The sequence below is a fragment of the Psychrobacter sp. APC 3279 genome, assembly GCF_030407795.1.
Lineage (GTDB): Bacteria > Pseudomonadota > Gammaproteobacteria > Pseudomonadales > Moraxellaceae > Psychrobacter.
Genome location: NZ_JASDCR010000005.1, coordinates 72,071 through 91,251, shown reverse-complemented (window position 1 = coordinate 91,251; position 19,181 = coordinate 72,071). Strand labels below are relative to the sequence as shown.

General features: G+C 40.9%; 19 protein-coding genes. 8 read left to right on the top strand and 11 right to left on the bottom strand.

What is annotated here, in order from left to right:
* Nucleotides 1-119 precede the first annotated feature (119 nt).
* Entirely contained in the window at nt 120-1,424 is a 1,305-nt protein-coding gene (gene hemW / locus QL898_RS03775) for a radical SAM family heme chaperone HemW (protein WP_290175891.1), read from the top strand.
* Nucleotides 1,425-1,525: 101 nt separating this feature from the next.
* On the opposite strand, the gene QL898_RS03770 is transcribed toward hemW, so the two are convergent.
* On the bottom strand, nt 1,526-1,666 hold the full coding sequence (locus QL898_RS03770) for an entericidin A/B family lipoprotein (protein ID WP_057759705.1): 141 nt from the start codon (nt 1,664-1,666) through the stop codon (nt 1,526-1,528).
* A gap of 244 nt (nt 1,667-1,910) precedes the next feature.
* Between QL898_RS03770 and QL898_RS03765 the strand changes: the two genes are divergently transcribed.
* A complete protein-coding gene (locus tag QL898_RS03765; protein WP_290175844.1) occupies nt 1,911-2,471 on the top strand; it encodes a tRNA (cytidine(34)-2'-O)-methyltransferase in 561 nt (186 codons plus the stop codon).
* Nucleotides 2,472-2,598: 127 nt separating this feature from the next.
* Here the strand turns inward: QL898_RS03765 and QL898_RS03760 are convergent, their stop codons facing one another.
* The 4 genes from QL898_RS03760 to tusD form a co-directional block, all read right to left on the bottom strand.
* Nucleotides 2,599-2,943, bottom strand: a complete 345-nt coding sequence (locus QL898_RS03760) for a TusE/DsrC/DsvC family sulfur relay protein (RefSeq protein ID WP_180958151.1) — start codon at nt 2,941-2,943, stop codon at nt 2,599-2,601.
* Nucleotides 2,944-2,951: 8 nt separating this feature from the next.
* Entirely contained in the window at nt 2,952-3,281 is a 330-nt protein-coding gene (locus tag QL898_RS03755) for a hypothetical protein (protein WP_290175843.1), read from the bottom strand.
* Nucleotides 3,282-3,335: 54 nt separating this feature from the next.
* Nucleotides 3,336-3,659: a hypothetical protein gene (locus tag QL898_RS03750; RefSeq protein WP_290175842.1), complete on the bottom strand. Its 324-nt coding sequence runs from the start codon at nt 3,657-3,659 to the stop codon at nt 3,336-3,338.
* 67 nt (nt 3,660-3,726) lie between these two features.
* Nucleotides 3,727-4,188: a sulfurtransferase complex subunit TusD gene (tusD, locus tag QL898_RS03745; RefSeq protein ID WP_290175841.1), complete on the bottom strand. Its 462-nt coding sequence runs from the start codon at nt 4,186-4,188 to the stop codon at nt 3,727-3,729.
* 408 nt (nt 4,189-4,596) lie between these two features.
* On the opposite strand from tusD, the gene glnE reads away from it, so the two are divergent.
* From glnE to QL898_RS03720, 5 genes are all read left to right on the top strand, one after another.
* Nucleotides 4,597-7,461 carry a bifunctional [glutamate--ammonia ligase]-adenylyl-L-tyrosine phosphorylase/[glutamate--ammonia-ligase] adenylyltransferase gene (glnE, locus tag QL898_RS03740; protein ID WP_290175840.1) on the top strand — a complete coding sequence of 955 codons (2,865 nt, stop codon included), beginning with the start codon at nt 4,597-4,599 and terminating at the stop codon, nt 7,459-7,461.
* Nucleotides 7,462-7,824: 363 nt separating this feature from the next.
* Nucleotides 7,825-8,754, top strand: a complete 930-nt coding sequence (locus QL898_RS03735) for a branched-chain amino acid transaminase (RefSeq protein WP_101204426.1) — start codon at nt 7,825-7,827, stop codon at nt 8,752-8,754.
* Between the two features lie 106 nt (nt 8,755-8,860).
* Entirely contained in the window at nt 8,861-9,697 is an 837-nt protein-coding gene (locus tag QL898_RS03730) for a glycosyl transferase (protein ID WP_189584980.1), read from the top strand.
* 103 nt (nt 9,698-9,800) lie between these two features.
* Nucleotides 9,801-10,667, top strand: coding sequence for a glycosyltransferase (locus QL898_RS03725; RefSeq protein WP_102092193.1), 867 nt, complete (start codon nt 9,801-9,803; stop codon nt 10,665-10,667).
* 64 nt (nt 10,668-10,731) lie between these two features.
* Nucleotides 10,732-11,832: a glycosyltransferase gene (locus QL898_RS03720; RefSeq protein WP_189584982.1), complete on the top strand. Its 1,101-nt coding sequence runs from the start codon at nt 10,732-10,734 to the stop codon at nt 11,830-11,832.
* On the opposite strand, the gene QL898_RS03715 is transcribed toward QL898_RS03720, so the two are convergent.
* The 4 genes from QL898_RS03715 to QL898_RS03700 form a co-directional block, all read right to left on the bottom strand.
* Nucleotides 11,829-12,596: a hypothetical protein gene (locus tag QL898_RS03715; protein WP_189584985.1), complete on the bottom strand. Its 768-nt coding sequence runs from the start codon at nt 12,594-12,596 to the stop codon at nt 11,829-11,831. The two genes, QL898_RS03720 and QL898_RS03715, sit on opposite strands and share 4 nt — an antisense overlap.
* Before the next feature lie 93 nt (nt 12,597-12,689).
* Nucleotides 12,690-13,703 (bottom strand): NAD-dependent epimerase, encoded by a 1,014-nt coding sequence (locus QL898_RS03710; protein WP_290175839.1) that lies wholly within the window; start codon nt 13,701-13,703, stop codon nt 12,690-12,692.
* The gene (locus tag QL898_RS03705; protein WP_290175838.1) at nt 13,703-14,869 is read right to left on the bottom strand and encodes a nucleotide sugar dehydrogenase; all 1,167 of its coding nucleotides are present in this window, start codon (nt 14,867-14,869) and stop codon (nt 13,703-13,705) included. Before QL898_RS03705 ends, QL898_RS03710 begins: the two co-directional genes overlap by 1 nt.
* 100 nt (nt 14,870-14,969) lie before the next feature.
* Nucleotides 14,970-15,971: a Stealth CR1 domain-containing protein gene (locus QL898_RS03700; protein WP_290175837.1), complete on the bottom strand. Its 1,002-nt coding sequence runs from the start codon at nt 15,969-15,971 to the stop codon at nt 14,970-14,972.
* Between the two features lie 260 nt (nt 15,972-16,231).
* On the opposite strand from QL898_RS03700, the gene QL898_RS03695 reads away from it, so the two are divergent.
* Nucleotides 16,232-17,389: a glycosyltransferase gene (locus QL898_RS03695; RefSeq protein WP_227679196.1), complete on the top strand. Its 1,158-nt coding sequence runs from the start codon at nt 16,232-16,234 to the stop codon at nt 17,387-17,389.
* 69 nt (nt 17,390-17,458) lie between these two features.
* On the opposite strand, the gene QL898_RS03690 is transcribed toward QL898_RS03695, so the two are convergent.
* Nucleotides 17,459-18,316 (bottom strand): hypothetical protein, encoded by an 858-nt coding sequence (locus QL898_RS03690; RefSeq protein WP_290175836.1) that lies wholly within the window; start codon nt 18,314-18,316, stop codon nt 17,459-17,461.
* 96 nt (nt 18,317-18,412) lie between these two features.
* Nucleotides 18,413-19,129, bottom strand: coding sequence for a glycosyltransferase (locus QL898_RS03685; RefSeq protein ID WP_290175890.1), 717 nt, complete (start codon nt 19,127-19,129; stop codon nt 18,413-18,415).
* Nucleotides 19,130-19,181: the final 52 nt, after the last annotated feature.

The following is a 19,181-nucleotide window of genomic DNA, read 5'->3' as shown; positions in this document are numbered from 1 at the left end:
TCCCCACTTGTGCTTGCCGAAAGTGGTGGGAGTATGTCAACCTAGCGTTACTTTTGATATCGATCATTATTGCTCACTACAAAATAAGTTTATTTATGCCCAAAGTGAATACAGACAGCATGCCGAACGACCTGAATACGTTAAGTCTTACTGAACCAACGACGGATACTATCGCGGTAGACGTGATCGACATTCCATTGTCTCTTTACATTCACATTCCGTGGTGTGTGAAGAAGTGTCCTTATTGCGATTTTAATTCGCATGAGCTACCGATGGACAGTGAGCTATCCATGTATGAAGAATATGTTGATGCGTTACTGCTAGACGCCGAAATGCAGCAACCTTTAGCTCAGGGCCGAGAGATTGGTTCGATATTTATTGGTGGTGGTACGCCGTCTTTGCTACCCATTGCTCAGTATCAGCGATTGTTTATTGGTTTACGTACGTGTTTTGAATTTGCAGAAGACATTGAAATCACGATGGAGGCCAATCCTGGCACGCTTGAGCATGCACCATTTGCGCAGTATTTAGAGGTTGGTATCAATCGTCTGTCTATCGGTGTACAGAGCTTTGCCGCTGATAAGCTAAAGGTACTGGGGCGTATCCATGATCCTGTGCAAGCGTTATCAGCAATTCGCGCTGCCAAAGCGGCTGGATTTGTACGGGTCAACGTTGACCTGATGCACGGTCTACCGCAGCAAACCATGAATGAAGCGCTAGAAGATATCCAAATGGCGCATAATGCTGGTGCAACGCATATCTCTTGGTATCAACTGACCATTGAGCCAAATACCGTATTTTACCGTAGCCAGCCTATTTTACCTGATGAAGACAATTTGGCAGATATTGAACAAGCAGGGCAAGCGCTATTGCAGCAATTAGGTTATAGCAATTATGAGGTGTCGGCATGGGCAGGTGCGTCAGACAAACCATGTCGTCATAATATCAACTATTGGCAGTTTGGCGACTATTTAGCAATAGGTGCTGGTGCACATGGTAAAGTGACGATTGATTGTCACGCAGACAGAGGTAGCGCACCGTCAAAAGAAAATGATAAATCGGAAAACGATTTATTAGCAGAATCTGGCATCTATCGTTTTAGCAAATCACGTTTGCCAAAAGATTATGTAGGAGATATAGAGACAGAAAAATCCAAGAGCACTCAAAACGTACCAAAAATGGTTGGCTGGCAAGCGATTGATCAAGAAGAGCTAGTGAGTGAATTTATGCTAAACGCACTACGCTTACATGGCGGCGTTGCTTGGTCACTGTTTGAAAAGAGAACTGGGTTAACGCTTGATAGTATTGCTGAACAAGTGAACAATCTGGTCAAACAAGGGTTGTTGGTAGATAGCGATACGCAGTTGCAACCGACTATATTAGGCCAGCGTTATCTCAATCAGATATTACGTGCGTTTTTATAAGATTATTTTTGAATAATTGCGTAATAGAAGTGAAGTAAGAACACAAAAAAGGCTTATCAAATAAATGATAAGCCCTTTTGAAAATCTAAAAAAAGCAGACCTTAGATTTTGTTTTGTACTTCTTGTGCGCCGCCAGTTACAGCATCACCAGCGCTTGATACGTCTTGGCCAAAGCCTTTGAACGTGTTGCAACCAGTTAGAACGAACATAGCAGTTAAAGATGCAATGATTACTTTTTTCATAATAGTATCCTCAAAGATAAATGAATGGTTATAAATAACAACAGTGATGTTAAGCGTCACTGAAGGGGTATAGGATGAGACAGTCATACATAAATGCTATCGCGTTATCCATTACAGACATCATAGTGAAAGTTAAAAACGCTGCACAGTATCAAAATGTAATTATTGGCAGTAAACTGTAACTTTCGATTACCTACCGCTCATAAATTTAAATAATAGAGCGTTGAATATTTGTGGAGTAAGAATGACCATCCATATCGTGTTAGTAGCACCAAAAATGCCAAGTAACACTGGCAATATTATTCGACTGTGTGCCAATAGCGGGGCACAGATGCATTTAGTCAGACCGTTAGGATTTGAGCTTGATGATAAAAAGCTACGCCGTGCAGGTCTTGATTATCACGAATATGCTCATTCGCAAGTGCATGATGATTGGACGGCTACGAGACAAGCTCTAAAAGCCGCTGACTGCCATGTCGTTACCGCATTGACAACCAAACTGAGCAAACCGTTCTACGATTATGACTTTGGCAAAAACTCGGACTCTGAAGCATCTAATAAGGCTGCTATGCCCAATATCGCGCTAGTCTTTGGTTCTGAGACGGCAGGTCTGGCAGATGATATACGTGAAGATATCGGTTCTGATAATTGGCTAAGACTGCCCATGCTAGCTGACTCGCGCAGTTTGAACTTATCAAATAGCGTAGCCATTTGTTTGTACGAAATATGGCGACAGCAAGGGTTTACAGGCGATGAAGGTCGTAGTATTGGGTATGAGACATTGACAGTCTACGACCCAAAATAGCGATTCTACAAAGCAATAACTATAGACTTAAAAGTATTTGCGTACTCAATGAGCAGTTATACACTGCTTAAAGCATATGATAAGTTTCTAGTGCGACATCGATTGTATCTTATCGCTTATAAAGCACTTATAAACAGTTTGGTGGTTTTGGTAGTCCTGCCAAGCGATTGACATGACGCGCGACTAAACCTGTATTAAACAATTGCTGTAGCTTTTGATTGCTAATATCAAGTTCTGGCAAAGTCTTTTGTAGCCATTTGATTAGTGGACGGGTTGCTGGCGCGTGATTAAATTTGTCAAAAAACGCGCGCACTTGTTGTAAAATTTCTAAATGCTCATCGCTCAGATTGACCTCGAGTGTGTCTGCCAATTGCTGTGCGATAGCAGGTGTCCAAATTGTATGATCACACAGATGGCCGTCTTGATCTAATTCGATATCAGCCGCTGATAACGCAGCGTTGTGAGTGGTCATGTCATTACTCATAAGGCAATCGTCACTACTTTATCAAACTGAATGCTCTGAGTCAGATTCACCCATTCTGCGTCGTTTAAAATAGCAGTCAACTTAGTCTCTAAATTAAGCTTGCCAGTTGTATTTGCCGTGAGCTGTTCGATGTCATCTGCCAATGCGTAAATACCAGCAATACCATCTATATCGCTATCATTTAAATAAGCATTGAGCCAGTCGATAAAAGCAGGGGTGCTGCCAAGCAACATAATACTATCGCCCGTGCGCCAAGTGCGAGACATTTCTTCGGTGCTGCGTCTAAGGGTAGCCATCGTGCTATGCAATTGATATAAAGTTGCCATAAAAGTGTCCGATTACGTGCTTTATTATTTTATAAATCTAAGTTATACAGCGTCTTAAAAGGTAAGTAGCTGCTCAAAGTCTTGCGAATTGATGACCTCCGGCACGAGTGTGAGCTGTGATGCCAGATCTATCGGCAACATACCAGTGACCCAGCCACTAAAGACGTCATCAGGTAGCCAAGCTGCTGGCATATCGTAAAGCTCAAGTGACTGAATCATGCCATGCAGTCGCGAGTCAGATTGCATCAATAAGCCAAAGACCGGCGCATCTAAGAACAATTGCACCTCATGACCAAATGTCGCTAAAGTTAGCGCAAGCGCACAACCTTCGTAGCTTGCTGCTTCAGTGGGCGTGTGCAGCTGAATTAATAATCTCATTATGTATTCCTAAAAATAGTTACCGCTACCAGTGATATCAATAGACAAACCATCAAACGACACGCTATCAAAACTGTATCAAACGACAGTCGTCCTGCATCATCATCGCAAGCTCACTGAGTCCCACTAAGGTAAACCCTGTCGCAAGATTGGCACCGTCAAGCTGATGGCGTGAGCTGTTGTCTACATCACTCACGCCGCGGCTAAGGGCTGTACTGACACAGACAGGCAGGGGTAATTGATACTGCTCAGCCAATGACTGCCATTCTTTGGTCAAGTCTAGTTGATCGGCTGACTGCCAACGCAAGCGATTGGCTATGTGAGCCGAGTCGCCATAAAAGAAGACATTGAGCAGAGGTTGTTCAGAGGTAGTATTATCGCTGCTGCCTGTACTATTAGTGTCAGTATCATCAACATCATGACTATTCGCTGCGCCCTTCAGATAAGCGCGTGCATAGCGTAACGCCAAGTGTGCCAGTGGGTGACTAGGGTCAGCAGTAATCAGTAGTAACGGGGGAGTGGTCGTCATAGGGCGCGGTATCACATATTATAAATAAGAGTTTAAAAATTATGGCCGAGTTGCTATAAATGCTTTGTATAAAGTCATTTGGTCGTTATTATTATAGTGCTTGTGTGCAAATTTGCGTGACAGAAAACAGAATTTATACTGATAATGCGACATATAGCGGATCATACTGTCACATCAAATAGCGTTATGTCATAAAGGAGAGGCGCGTTGTCTCTATCAAAGATGTTTATGCTAACATAAAGCGCCGCAAACCAAATAGAGTCACTGTTATTTAACGTGGTTTTATCTCAAGTATAGGCACACTGAGTATTATTATTTGATGCTGTGACTGCCTCGTAAGAAAAAACAATAAACTTATGAGCTAGGTTCACGTAGTCTTACCATTCTATGTAAGGAGTTTTTGTCACTATGTTACCTGCTATGCCCTCACGTGTGAACAATGGTACAGATTATCAGCCTACCGTAGAACAACTGCAAGTCCTGCAGACAGCGAGCGAGTTCGCTTATCAGATTTGGGAAAGTCGGACCGTTTCGTGTCAGACGTTTTTGCGTAGCTATCCATTGAATAGTACGCTGACCCGCCAGCAAATCGATGATCTGATACAAGATTATACGCTAGATGAGAACTATCAACTCGCTGATGAAACCAAAGTCATGAGTGGTTTGCGTCACTTGCGCACGCTACTAATGATGCGCTGGATTTGGCAAGATGCCTTGCAGACGATCAGTCTGGAGCAGCTGACCGATGAGTTGTCTGAATTTGCGGATGGCTGTATCTCTTTTGCTAAAGATTATACCTATCAGCACTTGGTGGCTAAATATGGCGAGCCGACCTTTATCAATGAACAAGGCAATGTACAGATTGATGATATGGCGATTATGGCCATGGGTAAGCTTGGTGCGCAAGAGCTGAATTTATCAAGTGATATTGACCTAATCTTTGTACATCAAGCGCGCGGCGAGACCAATGGTAATAAAGCAAAAGGCACACGTAGCATAGATAACAAACGCTTTATGACTCGATTGGGTCAAGGCATTATTAAACTGCTCGATAACAAGACCGCTGATGGTTTTGTCTTTCGAGTAGATATGCGCTTACGTCCATGGGGCGATGGAAGTGATTTGGCCATTCATCTGTCTGCATTGCAAAAATACTTTACGATGCATGGGCGTGCATGGGAGCGTTTTGCTTGGTTAAAAGCACGCGTAGTCGGACAAATAGACCAGCCATTTTATGAAGAGATACAAGCGCTGATTAAACCGTTTGTTTTTCGTTATTATGTGGACTATAGTGCGTTTTCTGCACTGAGAGAGATGAAATCTCTTATTCAAAACCAAGTTGCACAGCGTGAAGACTTGGATAATATCAAGCTTGGCGCGGGCGGCATTAGAGATATTGAGTTTATCGTACAGGCCTTTCAGCTTATATATGGTGGCCGGCATCCACAGCTGCAAATCAAACCTTGTTTGCAAGCAATGCAAATGTTGCGTGAGCTTGGTTATCTAGAGCAGTCAACCTACGATAACTTACAAGCTGCGTATCGGTTCTTACGTCGGCTTGAGCATGCTATTCAAGCGATTAATGACCAACAGACCCAGCGCTTACCTCACGATGAGCAGTGGCAGCATAATCTAGCAGTGACGCTGAATTTTGCAAACTGGCGTGCATTGCTAGATCAGCTTAACCATCATCGAGAGCATGTCAATGACCCGTTTGAGCGTATGGTCACTGAGCGCCAAGTACCTGATAACGAAGACACCGATCTAGATCCAGAGCACTTAGATGAGCAAATTGCCCGTTTAAATGAAGTACTGACAGAAGAAAATCGCGAGTTACTACAGAACTTTTGGCAATCAAAAATGGTGGCTAACTTAAGTGATGAGGCCAGAGAGCGTTTAGACGACGCATATCCTGTCATTGTCCACGCATTGTTAGCCCATCAAGAACAGCAGCAACTTGCCAATACTGCTTTACCAAGATTGATCTCACTGCTTGAAGCGATTTGCCGCCGTTCTATCTACTTGGTTATGATTGCTGAAAACCCCAATGCAACGATTGAGCTGATTCCAATGCTATCTGCCAGCCCGTGGATCGCAAAAGAGTTGGCACAGTATCCTGTATTATTAGACACATTTTTGCAGCAGCGTTATCGCCATCTACCAGATAAGCGTGAGCTGCGTGATATCTTGCGCCAACAGTTGCTACGCGTCGAGCCAAACGATGAAGAAGAGCTGTTGAGCGTCCTGCGACTGTTCAAAAAGAATCAAGTGTTGGCGGTCGCTGCTAGTGATGTATTGGCTGAGCGTCCGATTATGAAAGTATCGGATTCATTGACTTATATCGCTGAAGTCGTACTAGAAGCAGCGTTAGAGCGCGCTTTTGCAGAGATTGTTAACCGTTATGGGTATCCTATTGGCCAAGATGGCGATCCGGTCACTGAAGCGGACTGCGGTTTTGCGATTATCGGTTATGGCAAGCTTGGTGGCTTAGAGTTATCGTATTCTTCAGATTTGGACTTGGTATTCTTACACAAGATAAAAGAGCAAGGCATGACCACTGGTGAAAAATCAGTCAGTGGTATGAAGTTTGCCGCGCGTCTTGTACAAAAACTGATGAATTATCTCAATACTCAAACCCGTGATGGCCGTGCCTATGAGATTGATATGCGCCTGCGGCCTTCAGGAAATGCTGGCATGATGGTCGTGTCTTGTCATGCCTTTGAAACCTATCAAATGGATAAAGCATGGTCATGGGAACACCAAGCGCTGGTACGTGCTCGCGCAATCTGTGGAGACAAACGAGTCACTGCACGCTTTTGTGATATTCGCCGCGACGTATTGTCATTGCCACGAACACTGGATCAAGTACGTAGCGAAGTCACCAGCATGCGTATCAAAATGCAAAAGCATCTAGGCACGAGTCAATGGCAGCAGGAAGCGGGCAAGTTTCATCTTAAACAAGATGCAGGCGGCATTGTAGACATTGAGTTCTTAGCACAATTTGCCGTATTGGCTTACTCACATGAATATCCGAGTTTGACCAAATGGAGCGATAATGTGCGAATTTTTGCAGAAGTTGCTTTGCTTGGTATTTGGGATGACCAAGTCTGTCAGGATTTGACTGATGCCTATCTAAGAATACGTGCTGCTACTCATCAATTGGCACTATCAGAGCAGTCTTTGCTCGTTGATGAGTCATTGTGGCAGGAGACGCGAGCGTTAGTACAGTCACAATGGCAGCATCTCATGGGCGTGGAGACAGATGACGAGTAATATCGAAACTTGTATGATTAAGGCCTTGCCGATAGTCCAAGAGACGCTTAAACTGTAATGCGTTACTATGAATAAAAGCTATCAATAAAAGCTATGAACAAAAACTATGGATAGAATTGGTAGCTAGGAACGATATAATTAAAAACCATATAGTGCCAAACCAAAAGAATTCATTTGCCAAGACGGCCAATGATATAATCGGTCACACATCATCATAGCACTGTCAGTCGTTCGTCATAATGAAGCTGTTGTTTAGGCAATAAAAATTGACGCTGCGGTGTTATCATACGATGTTGATCAATACTGTTAAATAAAACCTACCTAAAAAAAGTTAGACGTCAGTGCTAGCATAAGGACAATAAAATGAATATGGCAACACAAGATGGTAAGCTTTGGATGAATGGCACGATGATCGAACAGCCAGATGCTAAAGTTCATGTGCTTACACATAGCTTGCATTATGGTATGGCTGTGTTTGAAGGCGTACGCGCTTACCAAACAGCTGATAATCGTACCGCTATTTTCCGCTTAAAAGAACATACCGAGCGTCTACTTGGCTCAGCCAAAATCTTCCAAATGGACGTACCTTTTGATGCTGCCACTTTAGAGCAAGCACATAAGGATGTGGTCAAGCAAAACAACTTGGCAGAAGCTTATATTCGTCCGCTTATTTGGGTAGGTGCAGAAAAACTTGGCCTGTCTTCACGTGACAACAGCATCAATGCAATGGTTGCTGCTTGGCATTGGGGTGCTTACCTTGGTGAAGAAGGTATCAAAAACGGTATCCGTGTAAAAACGTCATCATATACGCACCACATGCCAAACGTGACTATGTGTAAGGCTAAAGCCTCTAGTAACTATCCTGTGTCTATTATGGCAAACCAAGAAGTGACGCGTAATGGCTATGACGAAGCTATTTTGATGGATCCACAAGGATTTGTATGTCAGGGCGCAGGCGAGAACTTATTCTTGGTAAAAAATGGTGAGCTACATACGCCAGACCTATCAGGTGGAGCATTAGACGGTATTACCCGTCGTACTATCTTACAGTTCGCGGCTGACCTAGGTATCAATGTTATCGAACGCCGTATCACTCGTGATGAGTTTTACTTGGCTGACGAGATATTTATGACAGGTACTGCTGCTGAAGTTACGCCTATTCGTGAATATGATGATCGCATCATCGGTAATGGTGGCCGCGGTGAGTTGACTGAAAAACTACAAACCCTATACTTTGATGTAGTTCATGGTCGTAATGAGAAATATATGGACTGGTTGAGCTTTATTGATTAATAATGACGTTACTTTAAAGATCAAAAAGGCTGAACATAATTGTTCAGTCTTTTTTTTATGCTAATATAGCCATCATATTTATTCATACGATTAAAGTGAGCAGTCAATGCCAATAGATTCTAGTACAGCCGATAATAATAATATCAAACAAATTATTTGTATTAAATGGGGTACAAAGTACGGTGCTGATTACGCCAATAAACTATATGGTATGGTATCTCGTAATATCACCCCGCCGTTTCGTTTTGTGTGTTTTACGGATGATACGACTGATGTACGTCCAGAAATCGAATGTCAAGAACTGCCACCATTAGATGTCACTATGCCAACGAATACGTTAGGAAAGTGGCCTAAATCTCGTTTGTGGGGCGAAAAACTTGGCGATTTAACAGGGACAGTATTATTTGTAGACTTGGATGTGATTATCGTCGATAGCCTCGATCCTTTCTTTGAGTATGGCGAGCCAGATGATGTTATCTTGTCTTACAACCCGAGTAATCCATTAGAGCGCTTAGGACAGACTTCTTGTTTTAGATTTCAGATAGGGTCACTTGTTTCACTCCAAGAGAAGTTCAAAGCTGATCCACAAGGTATCGCTGATGAATATCGTTTTGAGCAGCGCTTTGTCACCCGCAATGCACCAGGTGGTGTAAAACTATTTCCAAAAGCTTGGGTGGCACACTTTAGACGTAAATGTCGCCAACCATTTCCGCTTAACTACATCAAAGAACCGAAGATTCCTAAAGGCGCTCGTATTGTCATTTTCCCAGGTGATTTGTATCCTACGCATGCTATTGAAGGCAGATACAATAAAAACGCCGCCAATAATGCTAAAGACCATCTAAAAAGACTTACTGAGCCTAAAAACTTGAAACGCCCATTGCGCCATTTGCGTCATTTTATCTTACCAGTAGGGTGGATTGAAAAGTACTGGAAAGAATAGATTTAACTTTATAGTTATTACCATATTAGCAAACGTTAGTATTGATGCTTTCTATCTTTATATTCGTGAAGATAGAAGCATGACCCAGTGAATGGATAGAATTATGAAAACAAATGATACCATCAGAGTCTTTGTTGGCTGTGACCCAAATAACTGTGATTTAGAGCAGATGATGGTTCTAGATTATAGTATTCATAAACATACTAGTATGCCAGTGGAAATAGTATGGATGCAGTTATCGCGCGATCCGGATAGCTACTGGTATTCAAATCCTGAGACTGGTAAGGGCTGGGATACTACTAAGTGGTCAACGCCTTTTTCTGGTTTTAGATGGGCGATTCCAGAGTATTGCAATTACTCTGGACGTGCGATCTATATGGACGCTGATGTTGTTATTTTAGACGATCTAGCAAAGCTATGGCAGCATCCTATCAAAGGACAGTCTATAGTAGCCGCTAAAGCAAATGCCGATATGACTCGTCTATGTACCTGTGTTTGGGATTGCGATGCTGCAAAAAATGTGGTTTTGCCTATTGAGAAACTTAAAAAAGATCCCAAAAGTCACAAAGAAATGATGGCTTTGTTTAAGAAAAATACGCAACTGATTGAGCCTTATCAAAATAGTTATAACTGTATCGATGGTGAAGACTTAGCAATAGAACAAATCAAAATTTTGCATTATTCGGATATGGGCACACAATTCAGCCATAAGTACTCCTTACCTAGAGTGAGTGAGGAAGGGATTGAGCATTGGTTTGATGGTGAAGTATTACCACATCCAAGACAGGATTTGGTCGATCTTTTCGATACCTACTATAATGAAGCGCTTACTGCTGGATATGATTTAGAAAGTTATCGAATTGAGCCATTTGGTAGTTTTCCAAAAAAATCACAACAAGGATATATAGGCAATAAAGTGACTCGACCAAAGGCTTCTAAATCACTATTTGCAAAATTATTTAAACGTTGATTCATTTAATATAATAATATTTCACACATTAAATGAATAGAAATTCATCCATAGGTTGTCGTTTATGAAGCAGGATAAAAAAGTAGCGTTGCTCGCTATTAATTGTTTACAAGGTGGAGGGGCAGAGCGAGTCGTTCTTACTTTGGGGCAGGGGTTTTACGAATTAGGATACGAAGTACATATTTTAAGATTCAAACCACGGGTTGAATATGATCTTAATCCAAACCTTATTTATCATGTGCTCAAATTCAAACCCTACAAGATGATACCAGGAACACAGCGTCGCGATAAATTTTTCGCTCATGCGGTAGATCGTTATGTCAAAAAAAATATCGGACAGCCTGATATCATTTTGTCTAATCTTGATCGTTCAGACAGTATTTTTAGCTACAGTAGCCTGCCGAACATCATTTACGTGATTCATAATACTTTGTCATTACTGTATAAGTTTGCAAAAACAGATGTTGGTCATCAGAGAAAAGAAAACTTTACGAGAATTTATTCCAAAAATCCTTGTGCCTGTGTCAGTAACGGAGTAGAAAAGGATTTTGTAGAAAACTTTGGTCATGTTACCTCAACTACAGCAATACATAATCCTATTGATAGAGATGGTATTCAAAAGTTAGCTGATGCTTTCATTCCAGAATATCAAAATTATATTATTCACGTTGGCAGTTTTAAAGAAGCAAAGCGTCATGATGTGCTATTGAGAGCTTACGCGAAGACAGATCAGTCTTTGCCGTTGCTTCTTTTGGGTAAAGGGAAGCTTCAAAGCAATACAGAGGCGCTGGTAGCAGAGCTCAATCTAGAAGATAAAGTTGTCTTTTTAGGTTTCCATGAAAACCCTTTTCCGTATATAAAGCATGCGAAATTTAAAGTATTGACTTCTGATTGGGAAGGTTTTGCTTTAGTGATTGCAGAGTCTTTAGTTTTAGGAACACCAGTTATCAGTACTGACTGCCAATCTGGGCCAAGTGAGTTGTTACCTCAAAAAAACCTAATGCCTATGAGAGACATAGATGCTATTGCAGCTAAGTTAAGCCTAGCCATGAAAGATCCAGAGCAATTTCACTCTGAATTTAGCGAAGCACTCCTTCCTGTCACAATAGCCAAGAAGTATATCGAATTTGCATCGAATGTTAATAATACAGATAAAAGGTCTTAATCTAACCACCATTTGGACCAATCATCTCTATGCAATTGCCGTAGAGTAGCGAAAGCACTTTGGTTATTCTGTAGTTTTTCAAATACAGCGAGGAGTATAGCTGTAGCTAACTTATCGACTTTCTGAAATTTATTATAGCGTTTACGCATATTTCTTAAGCTATCGTCGGTACCAATACGGAAATAAGTAAGTCCATCGTATAGAGGCAAATCGCCGGCATACAGTATGTCGGTTTTTTCGTCTAATAACGGCTTAGGTTCAGCATTAGCGCTTAGTTGTAAAAAGTTTTTGGTCTCATGAACTCTTAAGGTATTCATTAGAGTGATGACGTTCATTAAAATAGCAGCTCTAAGACTGTTGTTTGAGTGATCAATGAAAGTATCGCAGGCTGAGACAATCCAGCGCAGCGAAAGATGCTCTAATAAATAATCGCTTTCTGACTCCCAAAGCTTTTCAAATTCAGCAAAAGTTTTATCTATTTTGTATTTGCGGCGCATCAATATAATAAGCGTATTGTGATAAAAGCAGAGCTCAGACTCTCCTAAAGATTGATACTTTAAGTTATTTAAGTGGATTTCTAAGTCTGTACTTTTACGCTCATCTGTCAGTGCTTCAATATCACACGATGACTCAGTGATTATTGTCGTTTTCATCTCATTAAAGCTTTTACCATCATAGTTTTTGACAATCTTACCCGCATTCAATCTTTTTTCACTTAGAAATATCAATAGCAGTTTTCTTTGCCAGTTTGAAGGTGTAGTCATGTCACTAAAATCCTTTGAACAAGTATGATGCAATTAGAGCTTAAAGGTCTGTCGAAAAAATTGATACCAAAGTGGTTTATAAAATACTTTTGTTTAAACTGAATAGTATTGCTTGTACCATTCGACAAATTTTGTGATGCCATCTTCGATACTGGTATCAGGTTTGAAATCAATATCATCTACTAGCTCGTCTATATCCGCATAAGTAATAGGCACATCACCTGCTTGCATCGGCAATAAATTCTCTTGCGCTTTTTTGCCACAAGCGTTTTCGATGGCAGTGATAAAACGGCGTAAAGTTACTGGTTGATTATTGCCAATGTTATATATTTTATAAGGGACGGTCGCTGTAGTGATAGTAGAGTATTGAGGAGAGGGGGCTTTATCCATTATCCGAATGATACCTTTTACAATATCATCAATGTAGGTAAAGTCACGCTGCATATCACCATTATTGAAGACATTGATTGGCTCACCAGCTAGAATTTTTTTGGTGAAAGAAAAATATGCCATATCAGGTCGACCATAAGGACCGTAAACGGTAAAAAACCTTAATCCTGTCGTAGGGATATTATATAAATGGCTGTAGCTATGAGCCATGAGCTCGTTTGATTTTTTCGTGGCTGCATATAAGCTGATAGGAAAATCAACACAATCAGCAGTGGTAAATGGCTGCTTTATGTTCATACCGTAGACCGAGCTGGAGCTGGCATAGATTAAATGCTTAATATCATGATGGCGACAGCCTTCAAGTATATTAACAAAGCCAACCACATTTGAATCAATATAAGCATTCGGGTTTTCGATAGAGTAGCGGACACCTGCTTGTGCACCTAAATTAATGACAATATCGAATTGATAGGTAGAAAAAAGATCAGACATGGCTTCGCGATCAGCAAGGTCTAGCTTAATGAAAGTAAAGTATTCTGGTTCCGATATTTCGTTTAGTAGTTTTAAGCGATCTTCTTTTAAGCTCACGTCATAGTAGTCGTTGATGTTATCAATACCAACGATGCAATTATTGCTATTAGGCAGCTCTATTTCTAGTAGAGCTTTGATTAAATGAAAACCAATAAAACCTGCCGCACCAGTGACTAATATATTCATCAGTCGCTCCCGAATAAATCTCTGGTAAAGACCTTGTCCGCCACATCTTCGATTTCAGCAGATAAACGGTTTGCCACAATGACATCACTCATTGATTTAAACGCTTCTAGGTCTTGAATAACTTGTGAGTTGAAAAAGGTACTTTCTTTTAATACTGGTTCGTAAACAATGACTTCAATACCTTTTGCCTTAATACGTTTCATGATGCCTTGTATGGCAGAAGCTCTGAAGTTGTCTGATCCGCTTTTCATAACCAATCGGTGTATACCTACAATTTTTGGTTTTCTTTCAATAATTTTATCAGCGATAAAATCTTTACGAGTTCTGTTGGAGTCGACAATGGCTTTTATTAGGTTGCTTGGCACTTCATCATAATTTGCCAATAGCTGTTTGGTATCTTTAGGCAAGCAGTAGCCACCATAACCAAATGATGGGTTGTTGTAATGATCACCAATACGCGGGTCTAACCCAATACCTTCTATGATTTGTTTGGTTTCAAGTCCAAAGGTTTGAGCGTAAGTATCAAGCTCATTAAAGTAGGCCACGCGCATTGCTAAATAAGTATTAGAAAATAACTTGATTGCCTCAGCTTCAGTGGGCTTTACAAATAGTAGCGGCACGTCCTTTTTGATCGCGCCTTCAAGTAATAAATTCGCGAATAATTGAGCCCGTTCTGACTGTTCACCTACAATGATTCGAGAAGGGTAAAGGTTGTCATGCAGCGCTTTACCTTCTCGCAGAAATTCGGGTGAAAAGATAATACGGTCAGTTGCATAACGATCTCTAATACTCGCCGTATATCCTACTGGTACGGTAGACTTTATAATAATGGTTGCTTGTTGATTGACCAAAAGTACTTGCTCAATCACTGCTTCTACCGTTGATGTATTAAAGTAATTGGTCTTGGCGTCATAATCAGTTGGTGTCGCCACAATAATAAAATCAGCGCCCTCATAGGCTGCCGCTGCATCAAGTGTCGCAGAAAAGTTGAGATTTTTATTTGATAAAAAGTCTTCAATATCTTCATCTTCAATAGGGGACTGCTGAGTATTCAATAAGTCGATTTTTTCAGGAACAATGTCGACAGCGACGACTTCATTATGCTGTGCCAATAGCATTGCATTTGATAGGCCTACGTAGCCTGTACCTACTACTGTTATTTTCATAATATATCCAATTGATGTTTATGCTTTGATGGATCTAATCCAAAATTAGTTTGTGCTAAATAAGATTCAAAATCACGATACTGTGTCAGATCACCTTAGCTCAGAGACCTGATGTTCCCGTCACAGAAGCGGGGAGATACGCTAAAAATTTATGCTTCATAGCTTGGCTGATTTTGTTGTGTAAATCTGGTTCCAGAAGGTCTAGGCTCTGGATACAACCGTACTTGATAGATTTATCTTCTAAAGCAGCAATAAAACCCTCGACACTACTTTCATTTTTTAGATAGTTGACAGAGGTATCGGGTTTTAGATTCGCTTCATCTTTTTGAATTTTAAGATGATTCATCAGGGTTATTGGGTTCACCTGCGCCACATCTCTAAATTTATATCTAATCTGCTCTGTCAGCAGCTGAGGCTGGTTTAGTAAATAATCTTTCAATATGTTCCTATCGACGATATGAGGATAGTGATGAATTTCAAAAAATTGATCCATACCGATTACTTTGGCACTTAGCATTTGGGCGATAGTATGCCTTGGCTGAATCGGTGTGCCAAACAATTTAAAACGAGATTTTCGGAAATTAAGCTTAGCATTTAATGCCGCACTTTTACGCCAGTGGCCGTGAATGTTCAGCTTTTTACCATTCAAAAAGTCATCTATTTGTACTGGTTGGTTAAAAAAGAAATCATCGTTCATATAGATGAAGTAATCAGATAGCCCCTCAATATTCCATATCATCGACTCAATCGATCGGGTATTAAACGTAGGTAAAAACTGCTCGTAACCCGAAAATATGTCTTTATGATCAACAATGCGTATTTTATCTGCTGAGCAAATACCTTGCTTGGCAAACTCATCGATGAACGCTGGCTTTTGTTGATCTGTGACAATATATATATGACGACAAAAAGGCACATATTTGATGATAGAAGCAATATTATAATATATCTCATCGTCGCTAGCGAAACGCGTGTCAGTTATTGCGTCAGATGCCACTTCTTTAGTTGGCTTATACTGTTCTCGCTTTTGTTTGAGTATAGGGTCTGCACCATCTACCCAAGCAATGACGATGTCTAATGTATTTTCATTAGGCTGCTTCATAACTGATCCTGTTCTTTGCGGATACACATCTATTTTAGTAGCGATATTAGATCAGCCATGATATTTGCTGATGCGATTATTAACAAGGTTTAATCGATTTAGATAGTTAGACTAATCATAATTTTTTATAGAGATACCGTTAAATCCTGCTCGTACTTTACTAAGTAAATGCCGAGCACCAGCGGTAGGTGAGACTAGCATATAAAGTCAGAACGCTGCAATAATTATGACCATAGTTGCATTCATTTGGCTAACCTATCATGCCTATACCGTTAAAAAATCAAGCTGAGACACTGATGCCACCTACTATTCTATTTATTTTAAAAGCGCTTGAAGGTCGTGGTGCTGAGCGTATGGTTACGACGTTGGCAAGCGCTTACGCAGATATGGGCTATCGTACTCATATCCTATGCTTGGAAGCGACGCAAGATATGCTACTAGACGCTCGTGTGCAATATCATATCGTGCCATATGATGAGATGTTTTCTGAGCAGAATCTCGACCCAGAATCTACGCAAGCACAAGCCTACGAATCAGTTGCTAAACGTATTGATACTTACGTGCTTAGCCAAATAGGAGTGCCAGATTTGATACTGGCCAATATCTATAAAATAAACTGGATTATGGCATATAGCCAGTTGCCAAATATCGTAAATGTACTGCATACAGCGCTATCAAAGCAGTTCCAAAACCAATTATTAGAGTCGTCAGTACAGACTATAAATCATTTGAAAACGGTCTATGGCGCTCATCCTTGTAGCTGTGTAAGTAAGGGTGCACGCCAAGATTTGATTGATCTTATAGGAAATATCACCAAAACCACAACAATCTACAATCCTTGTGATGCTACTGATATAAATACCAAAGCAGCAGCGTCTAGCCATCTTGAAGATTTCGGCTTAGTAGATAAAGAGTACATTATACATGTTGCCTCTTTTGATAGCATGAAAGGTCATCGAGACTTGCTACAGGCATATGCCAAAACAGAACGAAAGCTGCCGTTAGTACTAGTGGGTAAAGGTAGGCTTGAAGCAGAGATTAAACAGTTGGCTGTCCAACTAAATATTAGCGATAGTATTAAATTTTTAGGCTTTCAGACCAACCCTTATCCATTAATTAGGTCAGCTGCACTAATGGTGCTTACTTCTAAGTTTGAAGGTTTTGGTTATGTCATCGTAGAGGCGCAGGCACTGGGTGTGCCAGTAATCAGTACGGATTGTCCTTTTGGTCCACGAGAGCTATTACCTGAGCAGAACTTGATTGCGGTAGGTGATATTGATGGGTTGGCCATGCTTATCGACCAAGCCATAGACAACCTTACAGATTATATCGTGCCACTAAACAAGCAGTTGCTGCCTGAACATATTGCAAGACAGTACTTAGCCTTTGGTTCTGTTTTAGATTCAGATAAAAAATGAAGGTTTATAACGTGTAGTAGTTCTTAATTAAACGCCATCAAGTAGAGATTATTAATTGCGAGTCATTAATTAAAAAGTGTCAAATAGCGATTTAGAGATAGGAGAGTGGTTGACGACGGGTACACCATGCGATTGATAGATTCTGCCAAGCAAGTTAAACGAAGGGACAATCCGCTCGTTCATGACTTTGCTGAGCATACTTGGCGCACTATTGTTTTTATTTTCATAAAACCGTGGTTGCTTACTGTTAAGCAGGTCAATACCGTACAGATGAATACTCGCTGCTTGACGCGAAAACGCTAACTGCGCCGCGACATAAGCAACGGTTCCTGCTTCCACAAATCCATGAGTAATGTTAAGAGAGACGCCGATGTCAGCCGCTTTATGATCGCTATCAATGATAAAGTTTGGATTATTGATAAAGTACGATAGCGGCATTTTTTTATTGAGTAATTTTTTCTTAAAGATAAGCTTACTAAAAGATAGCTTGTTTGACTTCACTCCCCATGGCCTATCTACGGGATACAACACTCGCATGGCATGATGATACGTTCGCATAATATCAGGGTGCGTGGTTGCCATTGCTTCAAAGACAGCTAACGTTGCATATAGAGGTTGACCCGTATAGTACTGCTGTAAAATCTCAGGCTGATGATTGATAAAGCGCGCATCACTGATGACGTAACCAACAATATCGGTAAACTGATGCTGCCCAATCAGGCTGATACTGCCATTGACAAAAATAGTAGGCGTATCTAGTAGCTCTGCTAACGGCAGCTGCTGTATAGATGGCCCTGAGGCGATAATATTGACGTCTTTTCCATGCAGGCTTTGTGCTGGTTCATTGGCATTAAAAGCATTGATAATGATGAGCTCATTATCAATATTGAACCCAGCGGTAGCAGGTAATCTCAAATATAGCGCCATACTATTTTCCAGTCGTTTATTTCACCTATCTTATATCTTAATACACGGCCTTTATGCTAATTATAAATTGTCTAAATATGGTTAATTGCTAAGCATTTATTGCCAATGGTGTTTTAACCATGGGCTTGGCTTCACATGCCGATACCATTTACCGCCACTACCAGCAATTGCATCTGGCGGGTTAATCTCACCGTGGAAGATAACGATTTTTGCATCATCCGGCAGAGTAGGTGTGCGCACAAAATTAAAAGGAATCGGCGCAATACATTGATACTTAAAGCTGACACACCATGTTTTGTCCCAATACTCTAGGTGATGATGCTCACGCAAATAGTTAGAGAGATAGGCCTGCTCGTGACGTACTTGGGCGCGAATGGTTTCAAAGTTTCGCTCAAAATTGGACAGCAAATCAGGATAGGTATTCATACCAATATTAAAGCGATAGACGGAGCTATTGCCAATCATGCGCCAAGGTTTTTTCCAGTCGCGGATGATGACGACGCTGTCTTCATGTTCTGCTTGGTAAGTGAAAAACGCATCGATATTATCGACAATGACGATATCAATATCTAAAAATAGGGCCACACCTTTTAAATCATACAGCTCAGGCTTAAAGGTAGTCAGTTTTTTCCAACCACGTTCAGGACCTGCTGGTAAATCCATGTCAGGTATCGGATAACAGGCAATCGCAGGGTCAATACCTGTGCTGTCATCGGTCAAGCAAACCATTTGAAAATCTAGGGTGAGATGTCGACTAACCATGTTGTAGAGACGATTGACGTATTCAGGACCATATTTGTCGCCCCATTTCATACAGATGATATAACGCTGTTCAGGAGCATTTGTACTGGTTTGCTTAGGATCT